This window comes from Microcoleus sp. N9_A2 (assembly GCF_036701775.1).
Classification (GTDB): domain Bacteria; phylum Cyanobacteriota; class Cyanobacteriia; order Cyanobacteriales; family Microcoleaceae; genus Microcoleus.
Genome location: NZ_JAUBRH010000014.1, coordinates 15879 through 31538 on the forward strand (window position 1 = coordinate 15879; position 15660 = coordinate 31538).

General features: G+C 45.7%; 15 protein-coding genes. 6 read left to right on the plus strand and 9 right to left on the minus strand.

Going from position 1 to position 15660, the window contains the following annotated elements:
* Positions 1-45: 45 nt before the first annotated feature.
* The 7 genes from QUA44_RS11090 to dnaK all read right to left on the minus strand — a co-directional run bounded on the left by QUA44_RS11090 (position 46) and on the right by dnaK (position 7562).
* Positions 46-291 (minus strand): HNH endonuclease, encoded by a 246-nt coding sequence (locus QUA44_RS11090; RefSeq protein WP_333250339.1) that lies wholly within the window; start codon positions 289-291, stop codon positions 46-48.
* Between the two features lie 30 nt (positions 292-321).
* Entirely contained in the window at positions 322-756 is a 435-nt protein-coding gene (locus tag QUA44_RS11095; protein ID WP_333250341.1) for a KGK domain-containing protein, read from the minus strand.
* Positions 757-784: 28 nt separating this feature from the next.
* The gene (locus tag QUA44_RS11100) at positions 785-1168 is read right to left on the minus strand and encodes a type II toxin-antitoxin system PemK/MazF family toxin (protein WP_333250343.1); all 384 of its coding nucleotides are present in this window, start codon (positions 1166-1168) and stop codon (positions 785-787) included.
* The gene (locus tag QUA44_RS11105) at positions 1131-1334 is read right to left on the minus strand and encodes a hypothetical protein (RefSeq protein ID WP_333250345.1); all 204 of its coding nucleotides are present in this window, start codon (positions 1332-1334) and stop codon (positions 1131-1133) included. The genes QUA44_RS11100 and QUA44_RS11105 overlap by 38 nt, the downstream gene beginning before the upstream one ends.
* 38 nt (positions 1335-1372) lie before the next feature.
* Positions 1373-3811, minus strand: coding sequence for a dynamin family protein (locus tag QUA44_RS11110; RefSeq protein WP_333250347.1), 2439 nt, complete (start codon positions 3809-3811; stop codon positions 1373-1375).
* A 179-nt stretch (positions 3812-3990) separates the two neighbouring features.
* Positions 3991-5079, minus strand: a complete 1089-nt coding sequence (locus tag QUA44_RS11115; RefSeq protein WP_333250349.1) for a J domain-containing protein — start codon at positions 5077-5079, stop codon at positions 3991-3993.
* 386 nt (positions 5080-5465) lie between these two features.
* A complete protein-coding gene (gene dnaK, locus QUA44_RS11120) occupies positions 5466-7562 on the minus strand; it encodes a molecular chaperone DnaK (protein ID WP_333250512.1) in 2097 nt (698 codons plus the stop codon).
* A 284-nt stretch (positions 7563-7846) separates the two neighbouring features.
* Between dnaK and QUA44_RS11125 the strand changes: the two genes are divergently transcribed.
* From QUA44_RS11125 to QUA44_RS11140, 4 genes are all read left to right on the plus strand, one after another.
* A complete protein-coding gene (locus tag QUA44_RS11125; RefSeq protein ID WP_333250351.1) occupies positions 7847-8101 on the plus strand; it encodes a hypothetical protein in 255 nt (84 codons plus the stop codon).
* Between the two features lie 120 nt (positions 8102-8221).
* Complete coding sequence (locus tag QUA44_RS11130; protein WP_333250513.1) at positions 8222-9013, plus strand: Uma2 family endonuclease; 792 nt, start codon at positions 8222-8224, stop codon at positions 9011-9013.
* 126 nt (positions 9014-9139) lie between these two features.
* Positions 9140-10237 (plus strand): SPFH domain-containing protein, encoded by a 1098-nt coding sequence (locus QUA44_RS11135; protein ID WP_333250353.1) that lies wholly within the window; start codon positions 9140-9142, stop codon positions 10235-10237.
* A gap of 188 nt (positions 10238-10425) precedes the next feature.
* Positions 10426-11631, plus strand: a complete 1206-nt coding sequence (locus QUA44_RS11140; RefSeq protein WP_333250355.1) for a hypothetical protein — start codon at positions 10426-10428, stop codon at positions 11629-11631.
* A gap of 109 nt (positions 11632-11740) precedes the next feature.
* On the opposite strand, the gene QUA44_RS11145 is transcribed toward QUA44_RS11140, so the two are convergent.
* Positions 11741-12379 carry a restriction endonuclease subunit R gene (locus tag QUA44_RS11145; protein WP_333250357.1) on the minus strand — a complete coding sequence of 213 codons (639 nt, stop codon included), beginning with the start codon at positions 12377-12379 and terminating at the stop codon, positions 11741-11743.
* Positions 12380-12627: 248 nt separating this feature from the next.
* Between QUA44_RS11145 and pds the strand changes: the two genes are divergently transcribed.
* Positions 12628-14001, plus strand: a complete 1374-nt coding sequence (gene pds, locus QUA44_RS11150; protein WP_333250359.1) for a 15-cis-phytoene desaturase — start codon at positions 12628-12630, stop codon at positions 13999-14001.
* A gap of 208 nt (positions 14002-14209) precedes the next feature.
* Complete coding sequence (gene crtB, locus QUA44_RS11155) at positions 14210-15139, plus strand: 15-cis-phytoene synthase CrtB (protein ID WP_194065592.1); 930 nt, start codon at positions 14210-14212, stop codon at positions 15137-15139.
* Between the two features lie 46 nt (positions 15140-15185).
* Here the strand turns inward: crtB and QUA44_RS11160 are convergent, their stop codons facing one another.
* A complete protein-coding gene (locus QUA44_RS11160; RefSeq protein ID WP_333250361.1) occupies positions 15186-15656 on the minus strand; it encodes a hypothetical protein in 471 nt (156 codons plus the stop codon).
* Positions 15657-15660: the final 4 nt, after the last annotated feature.

The following is a 15660-nucleotide window of genomic DNA, read 5'->3' on the forward strand; positions in this document are numbered from 1 at the left end:
TGTCCTCTATCTCTGCTAGTACCTACTTACCTGAAAAATGCTGTATCACAGGTCAAAGTGACGGCGGAAGCGGGGGTCTAGTTTGTCGGTTTTCTGTTGGTTGCAGGTGAGACAGAGGGTTTGCAAGTTGCTGATGTCGTTGCTGCCGCCGCGGGCTAGGGGGATGATATGATCGATCGACAGTTGGGTTTCTTGTTTGGTTTGACCGCAGCTTTGGCACTGGTATTCGTTGCGAGTAAATACGTATTTTCGGACTTCTGGGGGAATACGAATTCTGGGGGTTTTAGTCATGATGTATTTTAACCGCAGATGTTGGATGGATTAGGAGGCTGAGTTTTCTTGGTTGAGAAGTTGGCGGCGCAAATCATCGAGGGGAGATTCGGGTTTGGTAGTTTCTGACTCGTTGTTTTCTGGTGTTTCTTCAACTTCTGGTTCGTCTGGGCAAAATTCTATAGTGACATTGAGTTTGAGCTTAATCTTTCCTTTCTTCCAGCCCTGAGCACCCACTCTGAGAATTTCACAATCTATACCTTCACCAAACCAGTTCTCATATAAACGACGTGTTTGATCGGTAGTTAAAGGTACATCAATATTTAGGGCTTGCTGGCTTAAGAACTGATTGAGTGTTTGTCCTAACCCATTTTCAGGCAAAACTCTATTTACTGTTTCCTTGAGTTTTTCTACTTTAAGCATTGCGTTACCGAAAGATAAAGCATCCTCATTACCGCAGTTGTGAAAATCAAATTTATCTTCCATATTCTTGCCACCCTCGTGTAAGTCCTATTTAATCTACTATTTCTAATTCCAAAGCTACCAGTAAACAGCGATTAACGTGGTTTATAGCCTCAGTTGAAAGAGAACCCAGTTTGCGAGTAATCATTGATTTATTTAGGGTAAAAATGGAGTCGCATCTAACTACAGACTCCACTATAATACCAGCTAATGCAATTTCATCTCCTGTTATCAAATGTTGAGCCACCCTCAAAGGGCGAGTTGTCTTAGAAGTACAAGGTACAACCATCACATCGTCAAGAATTTGGTTGAGATTATCTGCCGAAATTATCACAGCCGGACGCAGTTTAAACTGTGTTAGCTGAGTAGAAGGCATTGGCACTTGAGCCAACACTACATCACCTCTTCGCAAGTTCATCGGCAAATAGTTCGTCATAAATGTCATTTTCCGCACTCAACCAATCTTGATAAGCTTGGGATAAAAGCATCGGTTGAACAGATTCTTTCCCTCTTGTCAAGAAAAGCGCTAGGTTCAGAAGTATTGCTAACTTTTCATCGGGAAGTTGCTCGATTATTGTGAGAAGTTTTTGGCGAATGTTCATAGGATAAAAGTCGCTCTTTGTTGGATATTATAGCACAATTATTCACCATCCACAACAACGCTCTTGTTTTCTCCAATTACAGGCAATAAATGCTCGTGCAACTTCATCGCTTGCAAACAACCATTAATCCCAGAAACCGCCAGATCGTACTCTTTGATTTTCTGCTCATTCTCACCTTGCAGCCGCAGATTCTTAGCAATTTTCTCCTCAGCTTCCTGTGCTAAAGTTTGTTCCAAATAATCGCGGGCTTGACTGTATTTCTGCAAAATATCATCAGCTTGCTTTTCCGCCATCGGTAACAAATGCTCTTTCAGCGTTTGGTTGACAGTTTGGCGGAAAGTTTGCCGAATAGTTCTAGATACTTTTGGCTCAAAATCTAGCCGCAATAATTGTCGAATTGCCGGTTGGGCGTCCACCATATTTTCGCAGTCGAAACCTTGAGAAGTTTGCTGCAATGTTTCCCGGAATTGATAAATCGAAAATGTGCCTTCGTCGTAAAAACGGGGACTTTCTCGCACGTAGCGATCGCACTCCACGCCCGCTGCATTCACCAAAGCATTAGAAACCCGCTGCGACAACTCCTCTAACTGCTGTTCAATTCCCCCGTCATTCCCCAACAACCGATAAAGCAATCGATAGTATTCCGACTTACGAACACTGTCTTTCAAATACTGGAAATAATTATCAACCAGTGACTTAGTAGCCTCTACTAAAATATCTTCCAACTGATTCGCTAAATAATAAAGCGCTTCCACTAAAACAGCAATTAAAGGCGCTGTAGCATTGCGCGGATGAGTCATCAAAGTGCGTCCGTAAGCCGCCTCAACCGAAAATCCATCTAACAATTCATCCAAGCGACGAATCATCCGAGATTGCAGTTGCCGAAAGTCTATATCGAAAATATCGCATCTGTTCATAATCATATCATTAACTTCGGCGGCGATATGTTCCCGAAATTCTTGTCCAACTTGCTGCAATTCTTGATTTAGCCGCAAAAGTTCCTGGGCTTTCATTGCTTCAATTTCGCGGGGCTGGCTGTCCAAATTTCGCTGAATTGTTTGGTATTGTTTCCGCAGTTGAATGCACAAATCCTCTAAATCGTCAGCGAGATTTCTGAATAGTTGCGGGCGCTTTTCTTCGGTGAGATAGCGCGTGATGGCTTTGCGAAAATCTTCGATGCCGCTATCTTGAATTAATTGAGTAATTAATGGTTGTCCTTGCTCTGCAAGAATCCGCACGTAGTTTTCATTTGGTGTTTCGTAGCTGTTAACTGAAATGCGAAATCTGCTCGGAGATAGCTTGCCCGAATTCGCACAGTAGCGATTAAATTCACTAACAAATTGCGGAGTTTCTTCACTATTACCGAGCAATTCTGAATCTAATTTATCATCTCCAGAAACTCGCCCTTTACTGGTGGCAAAGATTGTATTTAAACCAAAGCGATCGCGCCCTGTTGTCCCTCGAATCAAACTCCCGTAAAATCCCAACAATCCGCTAGTTTTGTAAACTCTCGCAGTATCGCGAAAGTCGGAATTAATCAGATTTTCTAAGCGCTGTCGCAGTTGCGTGTTGTACCAAGTTTCGTCAATGCGGTTGAAAATGTAAAATAGCCGATCGCGAATTCCCGGATTTCCCCGTGTTTTTTCCATCAACTCGGTTTCTTCCGTCGTCATTTCCCCAGACGAAGCTGCTTTCAAAACGCAGACAACTGCCGAAGTATCGGGGCTTTCAATCTTATCATAAGTCAATTCTGCATCCCGCTGCACTGGCGCATCAATTCCCGGCGTATCGATAATAATATTGCCATCTTCCAGCAGCGGATGATAACAGTAATATTCTACTCGCTTGAGTACAGCACTGTTGCTACCGCGACGGGCATAACTAGCAGCTTCCTTGAGATTAGAAAAATTAAACTGTTCCATCGAATACGTGGCATTTTCGACAGTTTGAATGCGCTCGCGATTCGCTTCAAATCCTTCTAAAAGCAGAGTCAAAGCCTTCGCTTGTTTAGCCCGCTCCGATTTATTTTCTCCGCCTTCCTTTTCGATAATTATCGAACATCCCTGAGATAAAATCTTTACTACATCTATTTGATTAATATTGATTTCAGTAGTTAAATTCAACTGTTCGCACAGAGCATAAACTTGAGCGCGAATCTCAACTTCGCTCGAAAAAGTGAGAACAACGCGCTCTTTTTGGGCCGATTCAGCGTAGGCGATGTAGCATTCAGTACCTGTCGCGTGTCCTTCAGCACTGTAGAGCAATTCACGCTCCAGCAAAGCATTGATCAGCATTGATTTTCCCGCACTGAAAGCACCCGCAAACACAATCTCAAATTGGGGAGAAGTTGCTTTTTTCAGAGAAGATTGTACCGCAGTGATATCTTGTTGTCGCAAAGACGATTCCTGACGCAGCAGTTGCAGTAAAGAGTCAACTTGCTCTTGCAGATTGTTGCATTGGGGCGGCATTTGAGTCATGGCGGCAAACTGCTCCTGATTGTGGGAAAATTAGCTTAGGGTTAATTGTCAGCCAGTTCAGGAATAATTGCAACAGTAATTTTACTTATTTTATCAAGAATTGCTTAACATAATTAGTAGTAAGGTGCTATAATAGCGCACCTTACATCATTAAAGGTGCGCTATTATAGCACCAGACATTAAACCGACAAATCTTGACGCGGTTTAAAAGTCTCAATCTGCCGCAATTTTTCGTATAATTCCCGTTCCTCTTCACTAATTTCCTTCGGAATTAACACCTGAATTTCTACTAGCTGATCTCCCCGATCGCCATTTCCAGTCGGATAGCCCTTATTCGCCATCCGTAACCGCTTCCCAGACGTGACTCCAGGTGGTAGTTTCATCTTCACCAAGCCGTCTAAAGTCGGCACTTCAATATCTCCCCCCAGCACCGCTTCGCAGGGTGTCAGCAGCAATTCACAGCAAATATCTGACATTTCCAAGCTAAAAAATGGATGGGGAGAAACTGTGATTTTTAAGTACAAATCGCCGCCGCCAATACCTTGATTTCGCAGGCGAATTTGCTGGCCCGATACCATCGCCCCAGGCATATTTACCTCGATCCACCGCCCGTCGTCCAAACGAATGCGCTCGGTACCGCCGGAATAAGCTCTTTCCAAAGGCAGAGTCAGCCTGGCCTCAATGTCTCTTCTAATTTCGCGATCGTCCATTTCCCGACTTTCGCGTCGCATTTCGCGATCGACTGTTTCTCGTCGCATTTCGCGATCGTCCAAATCCCTTCTATCTTCGCGAGAATTAGCAACATAACTCGTTTTTTTAGAACCGGTACTCCACGGTTCCGAAGTGGACACTCGCGGTGCATCATTTGCTGTCGCCATTCTCACTTCCCTGCGTCTTCCGAGCACTTGGTCGAGAAATTTATTGAAATCTGAGTAATCGCTAAAATCGATATCTTCCGCAGGCTTTTTGCGGCTAACTTTGTTGTTTCCCCAACTTGTAAAATTGGGAAGTTTTACGCCTTGTTTCCCTTGAAATCCCTTTTGTTTCCAGAATTTACTAAACTGGTCGTATTGAGCACGCTTTTCGATGTCTGAAAGAATATCGTAGGCTTCATTAATATCTTTAAACCTATCTTCTGAAGATTTGTCCCCCGGATTTACGTCAGGGTGCAACTGTCTCGCGAGTCGTCGATAGGCTTTTTTTATCTCATCAGCCTTAGCATCTCTGGGTACTCCCAGAATTTGATAGTAATTACGAAAGTTTTGCATAATTGGAGAAGGAAGTTCGGCAACGGATTGTGTAACGGATGTAACGGATGTAACGGATAGAAGGAAGAGTATCAATAAACATTCGATGGGGAGGGAGGGCGGGTTTAGCCGTTATAAACTAGCTTGTTTCATGTATTTTTAGCTAAACCCGCCCCTACAAGATACTATTGTTTTTTCGCAATGACCTATTTATAGCAATCCTATTTGATTTGTAAATGATTTTTTTTTGCATAAACCGCAGAGGCGCAGGCGAATAGAAGAGTGGGGAAATAAAAAGCTTTGAGAAGTTGCAGGAAAAGAGCCGTCATATATTCTTAGAATTAAAACCTGCTCTTTTCCTTCTTACTTCTTCCTTCTTCCTTCTTCCTTCTTCCTTCTTCCTTCAATTACAGCCAATCATCATCATCATCCCAGTCGTCGCTTTGGTTTTGATAGGGGCGAGTCGGGCGATTAGTGCTGGTTCTGCGATCGGGTGTGCGATCGTAGGATCGATCGCGATCTGGCATCCGATCGCGATCGTAGGGGCGATCGGGAATTGGATCGACAGTCGATCGCCTGTACGGCTTAGCATTCGTATAATAGCTGCTGTCATCACTGCGTCGCTTCGTACCATCGCCCGTAAAAGTCCGCTTCACAGACTCAAAGAAATCATCATCATCGTCATCCTCAGCAAAAGCTGAAACTTCGCGGTTCAAATCGTAAAGAGCATCTTGCAAATCCGAACCAACTTGGTCAACTCCCCGCTCGTCGTTGCGTTCCAAACTGTCTCGCAATTCCCGAATTAACGTTTCAATGCGCTGGCGGCTTCTTTGAGCAAACTGCATTCCGCGATCGAGTGCAACTTCCCGCAATTGTCGCTCAGCTTGATAAGCCAAAGCTTCAGCACGATTGCGTTTTTCCACCCTTTCCCGCTGCAACTTATCAGCTTGAGCAAACTGTTCCGCATCGCGAATCATTTGATTCACTTCCTGCTGACTCAGCGTCGAAGCACCTTGCACAGTAATGCTTTGTTCCCTGCCGGTAGTTTTGTCTAAAGCAGTTACCAACAGCATCCCGTTAGCATCAATATCAAAAGCAACTTGTACCTGGGGAATCCCTCGCGGTGCCGGCGGAATTCCAGTTAGTTTAAACCTTCCCAAAGACTTATTATCTCTACCTAATTCCCGTTCCCCTTGGATGATGTGAACTTCTACCACAGTTTGGTTGTTTTCAGCAGTCGAAAAAATGTCCGATCGCCTAACTGGAATAGTAGTATTGCGAGGAATCAATTTTTTCATCACCCCGCCGATAGTTTCCAAGCCCAGAGAAAGCGGCGTCACATCCAACAGCAGCACATCGCGGACATCCCCGCCCAAAATCCCCGCTTGAATTGCAGCACCCACCGCCACAACCTCATCGGGATTCACATTTTGATTCGGTTCGCGATCGATCAAACTGCGAACAATTTCCTGCACCAAAGGAATCCGAGTCGAACCGCCAACCAACACAATTTCATCAATCCGAGAAGGACTCAAATTTGCATCAGCCAAAGCTTGTTTCACCGGCCGCCGCAGCCGCTGCACCAAATCGGTGCACAGCCCCTCAAATTGACCGCGAGTTAGTCGCGTTTCCAAATGCAAAGGCCCATCTTCATTAGCATCAATAAACGGCAAATTAATTTCAGTAACACCAACTCCCGAAAGCTCAATTTTAGCTTTCTCAGATGCTTCGATCAAGCGCTGCAAAGCTTGGCGGTTTTTGCGTAAATCCACCCCTTCTTTTTCTAAAAATTGTTCAGCCAACCAATCAACAATTTTCTGGTCAAAATCATTGCCACCCAATTGAGTATCGCCGCTAGTTGCTTTGACTTCAAATACTCCGTCTCCCACGTCTAAGATAGATACATCAAAAGTACCGCCGCCCAAATCAAAAACTAAAATAGTTTGACTTTCTCGCCTTTCCAAACCGTAGGCCAAAGAAGCCGCTGTCGGTTCATTTAAAATCCGCTTCACATCAAGTCCGGCAATTCTGCCAGCATCCCGCGTCGCCTGTCGCTGCGAGTCGTTGAAATAAGCGGGAACAGTGATTACAGCCCCCGTGACTTCTTGTCCGAGATAGCGGCTAGCTTCATCGGCCAATTTCCGCAACACCATCGCCGAAATTTCCTCTGGGGCGAAATCTTTTTTCAGGCGAGGGCATTTGATTTTGATGTTTCCGTTGTCGTCGCGGCGAGTTGTGTAAGGGACGCGCTTTGCTTCTGGAGTCAGTTCGGTATATTTGCGTCCGATGTACCGTTTGACGGCGTAAAAGGTGTTTTGGGGGTTAAGAACATTTTGGCGTCTGGCCATTTGTCCGACAAGGCGTTCTCCTTCCTTGGTGAAAGCAACCACCGAGGGAGTTGTCCGCATCCCTTCTGCGTTGGCAATCACAACCGGTTTGCCGCCTTCCATGACAGCTACTACTGAGTTTGTCGTTCCGAGGTCAATGCCAACTACTTTTCCCATACGTCCGTTGTCTCCTGTGGCGTTGTGTCTAGCTTTTTCAATATAAGCGTTAAGTACGATCGCATTTATTGTACCTTGTCGAGCCACGGGGCTGCGGGCGGTTCTCTCACTCGTGGCTGAGGCTGCGATGAGACGGGGGCGCGGCGGGTTGCAGGTGGGTGTAGGTTGGGTTGGCGCGAACCGGCAGCTTTGTCGAATCAGCATTATGTGTTGGCTTGGGTTTCAAGGGCGCAACCTAAGCTCTTTAAACTAGAATATAAAGTAAATTTAAGGGGTTAATTATTATGCAAAGTATTAAAGTGCGATCGCGCGTTGGTTCCGACGGGATGCTGCATTTGCAAATCCCCGGTGGTATCAAAGATACAGAGTTGGAAGTTATTGTAATTTTCCAGCCCATAACACCAGCAACTGAGGCTAAAACCCCGGAAGATTTAGGCTGGCCCCCCGGTTTTTTTGAGAGAACTTTCGGGTGCTTTCAGGATGAACCTTTAGTGCGGGGAGAACAAGGGGAATATGAAGAGCGAGAGGAATTGCTATGATTTATATTTCGGTAGGGTGCTTGTGGCGCACCTTACAAAAACTATGAAACTATGAAATCGATCGCCTACAATCAAAATCAAAAGCTCGCTTTCAACAATGACTGCAATCAAAATAACACCATGAAATTCTCCCTAGATGTAGAAAACAATCCCACTGGCTGGCCAGACCATACTCAACTACCCGAATCTGACGGTACTTTTGTGAAAAACTTTCAAGAACATCCCCAAAGCATCTTACTAACCGATTCAATTACTCCCATTTTAGAAATAATTCATGCTGACGGGAACTATTGCATCGGTCAAGACAGCGGCATTTATTGGCGGTTGACTGACCCATTAGAAAAAGGTGCAGAAGCGCCAGACTGGTTTTATGTCCCCAATGTGCCGCCAACTATTGACGGTCAATTGCGCCGTTCTTACGTGATGTGGCAAGAATTTGTAGCGCCGTTAATTGTGTTGGAATTTGTATCGGGCAATGGTGCAGAAGAACGGGACAGAACGCCTTTATTGCGATCGGGTAAACAGGAAACTAAACCGGGGAAATTCTGGATTTATGAAAATGTGATCCGTCCGGCATTTTACGGAATTTATGAAGTGACCGAGGCGAGTGTTGAAGTTTACCATTTAGTAGATAATAGCTATCATTTAGTCCAGGCAAACGATCGCGGCCATTATCCGATCGCACCGTTAGGGGTGGAATTGGGAATTTGGCAAGGTACTTATCAAAATGCTGAGTTACCTTGGCTTCGCTGGTGGGACAGTCAAGGTAATCTGTTGTTAACGGGTTCTGAAAGAGCCGATCGGGAACAGCAAATAGCTCAACAAGAGCGCCAAAGAGCCGATCGCGCCGAAGACCAATTAGAGCAATTGCGCGCTCAACTGCGATCGGCTGGAATTGAACCGGAATTGTGAATTGTCTGCAAGGGATCTCGCCCCCATCAGAGCGCGGCGATCGCACCTAAAAACTTTACAATGGCGATCGGGAACAGCGATCGCTCCTATTGAAGTTAAAATTTAACAAAAGCTCAAAACAAATATATGGGACTCTTTGACAAAATTCGCGGCGAATTTATCGATATCATCCAATGGTTAGACAACACCAACGATACCATTGCCTATCGATTCGAGCGCCACCAAAACGAAATCAAACAAGGTGCTAAACTAACTGTACGACCAGGACAAATAGCAGTCTTTGTCAGCGAAGGCAAAGTTGCCGATGTCTTCGATCCTGGAATGCACGAACTATACACCCGCAACTTACCCGTTCTTAGCACCTTAAAAGGTTGGCCCTACGGCTTCAACTCTCCCTTCAAAGCAGAAGTCTACTTTTTTAACACCAAGATATTTACCAACCTGAAATGGGGAACCGCTAACCCTGTAATTATCCGCGATCCAGAACTCGGCCCAGTGCGAATGCGGGCTTTTGGAACCTACAACATTAAAGTTTCCCATCCCGAACAACTTTTAAAGCAATTAATCAGCACAGACGGACTATTTCAAGTAGATGAAATTAGCGAACAACTCCGCAATACAATAGTCAGCGCTTTTGCCAATTGGGTTGGTAATTCCCGCGTTCCCTTGCTGGACTTTGCAGCCAACTACACACAAATGGGCGAACAAATACGCATAGCCCTACAGCCAAATATCCAGCAGTTCGGGTTAGAATTAACTCAGATATTAATTGAAAATATCTCGATGCCGGCTGAAGTGGAAGCAGCACTCGACAAACGAGCCTCGATCGGACTTCTGGGAAATATGCAGCAATATACCCAATATCAAGCTGCTAATGCTATAGAAGCATCAGCCAATAACCCCAGCGGTGGCAATCAAGCATTAGAATTGGGCATGGGAATGGCAATGGGTCAACAAATGACAAATATGATGCAGCCGCCAGCATCACCAGCATCGCCAACACCGCCGCCACCGCCGCCAATAACACAAACTCAGTGGTACATTGCCCCCAACGGTCAACAATTAGGGCCCTTTGAATTGCATCAACTTCTGCAAAATGGTTTGACACATCAGGTAATAGTTTGGCGGGCAGGTTTGGACGGCTGGAAATTAGCATCGCAAGTGCCGGAATTAGCCTCTTTGTTGTCAACAGTACCGCCCCCGCCCCCACCAGCAGCAGCCTAAAATTTTGGATCTTTAGTTAATTGGCAATTGGTAGGTTTTCCCGATTACCGATTGCCAATTACCAGTTATAGCGGTTCTCAAGCGTCGTGAGGTATGCCCAATGACCTGTTTGGCCAATGACCTGTTTGCCATATACCCAGTGACACCTCATCTTTCTGAGAAATGCTATATATCACCAATAAACTATTATGAATACTTCTGAACCTGGTGTTAAACGTTTTCCCTGTCCTAGCTGCGGGGCTTATTTAGAGTTCAACCCCCAAGCAGGAAAGCTAAAATGTGCTTACTGCGGCTGGGAAGATGCAATTCCCCAAACTGCGGAAGAAGTAAAGGAGAATTCCTACGAACAATATCTAAAAAACGATCGCACGGCGCTGACAACTTTATCCACAACAGCCTTAGAAGTAAAATGCAATGATTGCGGAGCAAGTATTACTTTTGAACCGCCGAAAGTAGCGGGTAGATGCCCGTTTTGTGCTTCTCCAATTGTGACGCAACCTGTAAAAGCCAGCCCTAGGGTGCAACCAGAGGGAATTATACCCTTTGAAGTTACTGATAAACAAGCCAGAGAAAGCATTCAGAAGTGGCTCAGCAAGCGCTGGTTTGCTCCTTCTGCTTTGAAATCTATGGCGCAACAGGAGAAAATTCAAGGGGTTTATTTGCCGTTTTGGACTTACGACTGTTATACGGTGAGTTACTATAAGGGCGATCGGGGAGAGCATTACTACGTGACTGAGAGTTATACAGAAACTAATGCTAACGGCGAAACTGAAACTAAAACTCGCGAAGTCCAGCATACCAGATGGTGGCCTGCTTCTGGCAGAGTCGATCGCACTTTTGACGATATTCTGATTCCGGCGACAACTTCAGTCGATCGCCCGCGTCTGGATGCACTGGAACCTTGGCATCTCAAGGAGTCATTGCGCCCTTACAATTCTTCTTATTTAGCTGGGTTTGAAGCACAGCGATCGCAAGTTTCTCTCTCTCTAGGATTTGACTCTGCTAAAAATATCATGGCGGGTGCTATTCACTGGGATGTTTGTAGACATATCGGCGGCGACGAGCAGCGGGTTCACAGCGTTTCTACAGATTACAATGCTATCACTTTTAAGCATATTTTGCTACCAGTGTGGATGTGCGCCTATCGCTATCAAAACAAGCAATATCAAGTAATAGTTAATGCTCGCACCGCCGAAGTTCAAGGCGAACGTCCCTACAGTGTTTGGAAGATTACTGCTGCTGTGGTTAGCGGTGTCGTACTTGCGGGTGTGATGTACCTATTGTTTAGTGGTAATTGGAGATATCTCCCTATTCCCGGCCTACCCGATCCCGAATCCCAACCAACCTCCTTTGTGGATGAAAGCGCAAGATTCTCGGAAAAACCCGGTTTCTGAGTTGTCGTTGCGTGGCCGAGAAACCGGGTTTTTTGCCAAGTTTTTCGATGAAAGCGCAAGATTCTCGGAAAAACCCGGTTTCTGATTCATCGTTGCGCGGCATCGCTTGCTAAACTATATTGCCAACATTCAACTCACCGAGACGCTTCAAAATACTCAGCACAGTGTACAAATCATTCCCCGGATTGAAAATGTAAAACTTCCGAGAAAAAGCGTACTGCGGTGTTTCCCCCTTAACTAATTTGACAAATAGAAAATCTGCCCCATTCATTAACAAACCGTAAGTAGGTCGATCGCCCGTCACACTACCTAACATATAAGCTAATAACTGCGGAATACCGACTTCCAAAGAAAATGCCGCTTTCTTAGATTCGATAACTACTACCCAAAACTCCTGAAACAAAGCCAAAACATCCATTTGTCCCCTGACAATTAGTCCTTCATCTTCGTCAATAATTTCTACAGATTTTTCGGAAGTAACGTGAAAAGGAGCAAGATAAAAATCAGCTAAATCTAAAAACGGAGACAGTACGACCATTTTGACTGTATTTTCTAGAAGTGGCGGATGTTTGAGCAAATTCCTGTAACTTGCTTTCACTCTGTCTAGTCGCTGTTTTTCAGCATCAGTTATTTCTGGCAAATCATCTTGCCACTCCCGAAAGAATTGGTCATCCTCAACCCACTCAATTTTGAATTGGGCTTCCAAATCATTTATTGCAACATTTCTAGCTTGAATTGTTTGTGCCATGAATTTAACTTTTTTAAGCAATTGTTTTGATAATTTATAATAGCAAAACTTAATAAGGCGCGAAGAGAAGAGAAGAGGAGACAGCAGTGCTCGTCGTGGCCGAGAAACCGGGTTTTTTGCCAAGTTTTTCGATGAAAGCGCAAGATTGTCGGAAAAACCCGGTTTCTGACTCGTCGTTGGTGGCCGAGAAAATGTAACGACTTGTAACGTATAATTAAGGCGAAGCGAACAGAGGGCAGTAGTATTAAATGCGAGTTGCGATCGCCGGAGCCGGCTTAGCAGGACTATCCTGTGCAAAATATCTCACCGATGCGGGTCACACCCCCATCCTCCTAGAAAGTCGGGACGTACTCGGCGGCAAAGTAGCCGCTTGGAAAGATGCAGACGGCGACTGGTACGAAACCGGCCTCCACATATTTTTCGGTGCATACCCAAATATGCTCCAACTATTCAAAGAACTAGACATCGAAGACCGGCTGCAATGGAAAGAGCACTCGATGATTTTCAATCAGCCGGAAACGCCCGGAACCTATTCGCGCTTTGACTTTCCGAATATTCCGGCCCCCTTCAACGGCCTTGTGGCTATCCTCAGAAACAACGATATGCTCACCTGGGGCGAAAAAATCAGTTTCGGCCTCGGTTTGGTTCCGGCGATACTTCAAGGCCAGAAATACGTCGAAGAAATGGACAAATACTCCTTTTCCGAGTGGCTCAAAAAGCAAAATGTCCCCCCCAGAGTCGAAAAAGAAGTATTCATCGCCATGTCCAAGGCGCTGAATTTTATCGACCCCCACGAAATATCTGCAACCATTCTGCTGACAGCCCTCAACCGCTTCTTGCAAGAGACAAAAGGCTCGAAAATGGCTTTTTTAGACGGCCCCCCTACAGAGAGGTTGTGTCAGCCGATGGTAGACTACATAACTGAGCGCGGTGGCGAAGTCCGGCTGAATGCACCCATCGGGGAATTTTTGCTCAATGATGACAACACGGTGCGCGGTTTCCAGATTCGGGGTGTCAAGGGGGCAGAGTCAGAAGTTCTGACGGCTGATATTTACGTTTCGGCGATGCCGGTTGACCCGCTGAAGTTGATGATGCCGAAACCTTGGGCCGAAATGGGTTATTTCAAAAAGCTCGAAGGTTTGGAGGGTGTACCGGTGATTAATGTACACTTGTGGTTCGATCGCAAGTTAACAGATATCGACCACTTGCTGTTCTCGCGATCGCCCTTGCTGAGCGTCTACGCCGACATGAGCAACACCTGCCGCGAATATGCCAACCCAGACAAATCCATGCTGGAACTGGTACTCGCACCGGCCAAAGACTGGATAGGCAAATCTGACGAAGATATCGTCGCAGCCACAATGGTCGAGTTAGAAAAACTCTTTCCCGACCAAATCCCAGAACCCGCCAAACTGCTCAAATATCACGTAGTCAAAACCCCACGTTCCGTCTACAAAGCCACTCCCGGCCGTCAAGAGTGCCGTCCCACCCAAACCACTCCCATTAGCAATTTCTATCTAACGGGGGATTATACAATGCAGCGTTATCTTGCGAGTATGGAAGGTGCTGTGCTTTCTGGTAAGCTGACAGCGCAGGCTATTTCAACGGCCAATAACAAATGAAAAATTAAGAATTTTTCATAAATACTGGGATTTGCGCGCGGGCGACGTGAAACCGGGTTTTTAGCCAAAATATTTGCTGAAAACCCTCAATCTCGGTTCAAAAACCAGGTTTCTCGGTTCGGATGCGTCATTCCTAAAGACGTAAAAGAATCTCCCGTTGTCTCAACGGGGGAATGTCAGTTCTAATCTTTAAATTTCTTATTCTCGGATGCTGCAACTGTCAAAACTCCAGTGCATGAGAACTCTGGCTTCTTTGGAAGAATCCTACGAATTGTGCCGCCAAGTCACAGCGAGTTATGCCAAAAATTTTTATTTAGGCACTCAACTCATGCCCGAAGCCAAGCGTCGGGCTATCTGGGCGATTTACGTTTGGTGCCGCCGCACCGACGAACTCGTAGACGGGCCAGGTTCTGAGGCCACAACCCCTGAAACTCTAAATCTGTGGGAAAAACGCCTAGAATCATTGTTTGCCGGCCATCCCCACGACGATTACGACGTGGCTTTGGTGGATACCTTGTCTCGTTTCCCGATCGACATTCAGCCGTTTAGAGAGATGATTGCGGGCCAGCAAATGGACTTGTACCGCAGCCGCTACGAAACTTTTGAAGAGCTCAATCTTTACTGTTATCGAGTAGCGGGTACTGTCGGGCTGATGTCGATGTCTGTGATGGGTGTAGACGAATCGAACCGGGCTGCCAACTGGAATTGGCACTGGGGAAATAAAATTCCCAAGGAAGAAGCAATCGCCCTCGGTATAGCCAAGCAGTTAACTAACATTCTGCGCGATGTGGGAGAAGATGCCCGCCGCGGCCGCATTTACCTGCCCTTAGAAGACTTAGCGCTGTTTAACTACACCGAAGAAGATTTATTCAACGGTGTGATTGACAACCGCTGGCGGGAGTTGATGAAGTTTCAAATCCAGCGAGCTCGCAAATTATACGCCAGCGCCGAGCCCGGAATCAAAGTTTTGAGTCCCGATATCCGCTGGACAGTTTGGGCTGCTACGATGTTGTACAGCAGAATCTTAAATGCGATCGAACGGAATCAGTACGATGTTTTCCAGAAGCGGGCTTATGTCAGCAATTCTCAGAAATTGCTGTGTCTCCCCGCCGCTTGGATAAAGTCAAAAGTGCTTTAGCCTCCGGCAATATTGCTTCGATATCAGTCCGCGCCGGCGGACTTTGTTATGGCGCATCAAAATTCTCTTCGGAGGGCTGATTTTTGCTTTCCAGCAATTGTTTTTCCTGCTGGAGTTTGGCTTCTAAATTTTGAATTTGTTCGCGGCGGGCTTCAAGTTCGATCGATCTCCGAGACAATTCTTGACTTTGCAAAGTGAGAGATTGGCGGCACTCTTCTGCTTTCTGGGCTTCTTGCTGCCAAAAATCGGGAGTAAAGCCTGTGGTTAAATACTTTTCAACTAATTCTAGCACCCAGTTTGTAGCTGTTTGAACCTGCAAAATGTGGCGATTTTCGCCAATATCTGCTAATACTAGCATTCCTTCATTTAACACATTTTGATTACAATTTGGCGGCACTATCAAGACAGTTTGTTCGGGAAGAATAGCCCAAGTCTCATCAGCATTTTGACAGGCCAGTAATTGCAGACTTATTTCACCTAAAATATCCTTCTTTTGTACTTGGGCTAAATATAGCATAGGG

Excerpts from the sequence above, each read along its gene's own strand:
- QUA44_RS11090 (WP_333250339.1), bottom strand. The coding sequence starts at position 291 with ATGACTAAAACCCCCAGAATTCGTATTCCCCCAGAAGTCCGAAAATAC.
- QUA44_RS11095 (WP_333250341.1), bottom strand. The coding sequence starts at position 756 with ATGGAAGATAAATTTGATTTTCACAACTGCGGTAATGAGGATGCTTTA.
- QUA44_RS11100 (WP_333250343.1), bottom strand. The coding sequence starts at position 1,168 with ATGACGAACTATTTGCCGATGAACTTGCGAAGAGGTGATGTAGTGTTG.
- QUA44_RS11105 (WP_333250345.1), bottom strand. The coding sequence starts at position 1,334 with ATGAACATTCGCCAAAAACTTCTCACAATAATCGAGCAACTTCCCGAT.
- QUA44_RS11110 (WP_333250347.1), bottom strand. The coding sequence starts at position 3,811 with ATGACTCAAATGCCGCCCCAATGCAACAATCTGCAAGAGCAAGTTGAC.
- QUA44_RS11115 (WP_333250349.1), bottom strand. The coding sequence starts at position 5,079 with ATGCAAAACTTTCGTAATTACTATCAAATTCTGGGAGTACCCAGAGAT.
- dnaK (WP_333250512.1), bottom strand. The coding sequence starts at position 7,562 with ATGGGAAAAGTAGTTGGCATTGACCTCGGAACGACAAACTCAGTAGTA.
- QUA44_RS11125 (WP_333250351.1), top strand. The coding sequence starts at position 7,847 with ATGCAAAGTATTAAAGTGCGATCGCGCGTTGGTTCCGACGGGATGCTG.
- QUA44_RS11130 (WP_333250513.1), top strand. The coding sequence starts at position 8,222 with ATGAAATTCTCCCTAGATGTAGAAAACAATCCCACTGGCTGGCCAGAC.
- QUA44_RS11135 (WP_333250353.1), top strand. The coding sequence starts at position 9,140 with ATGGGACTCTTTGACAAAATTCGCGGCGAATTTATCGATATCATCCAA.
- QUA44_RS11140 (WP_333250355.1), top strand. The coding sequence starts at position 10,426 with ATGAATACTTCTGAACCTGGTGTTAAACGTTTTCCCTGTCCTAGCTGC.
- QUA44_RS11145 (WP_333250357.1), bottom strand. The coding sequence starts at position 12,379 with ATGGCACAAACAATTCAAGCTAGAAATGTTGCAATAAATGATTTGGAA.
- pds (WP_333250359.1), top strand. The coding sequence starts at position 12,628 with ATGCGAGTTGCGATCGCCGGAGCCGGCTTAGCAGGACTATCCTGTGCA.
- crtB (WP_194065592.1), top strand. The coding sequence starts at position 14,210 with ATGCTGCAACTGTCAAAACTCCAGTGCATGAGAACTCTGGCTTCTTTG.
- QUA44_RS11160 (WP_333250361.1), bottom strand. The coding sequence starts at position 15,656 with ATGCTATATTTAGCCCAAGTACAAAAGAAGGATATTTTAGGTGAAATA.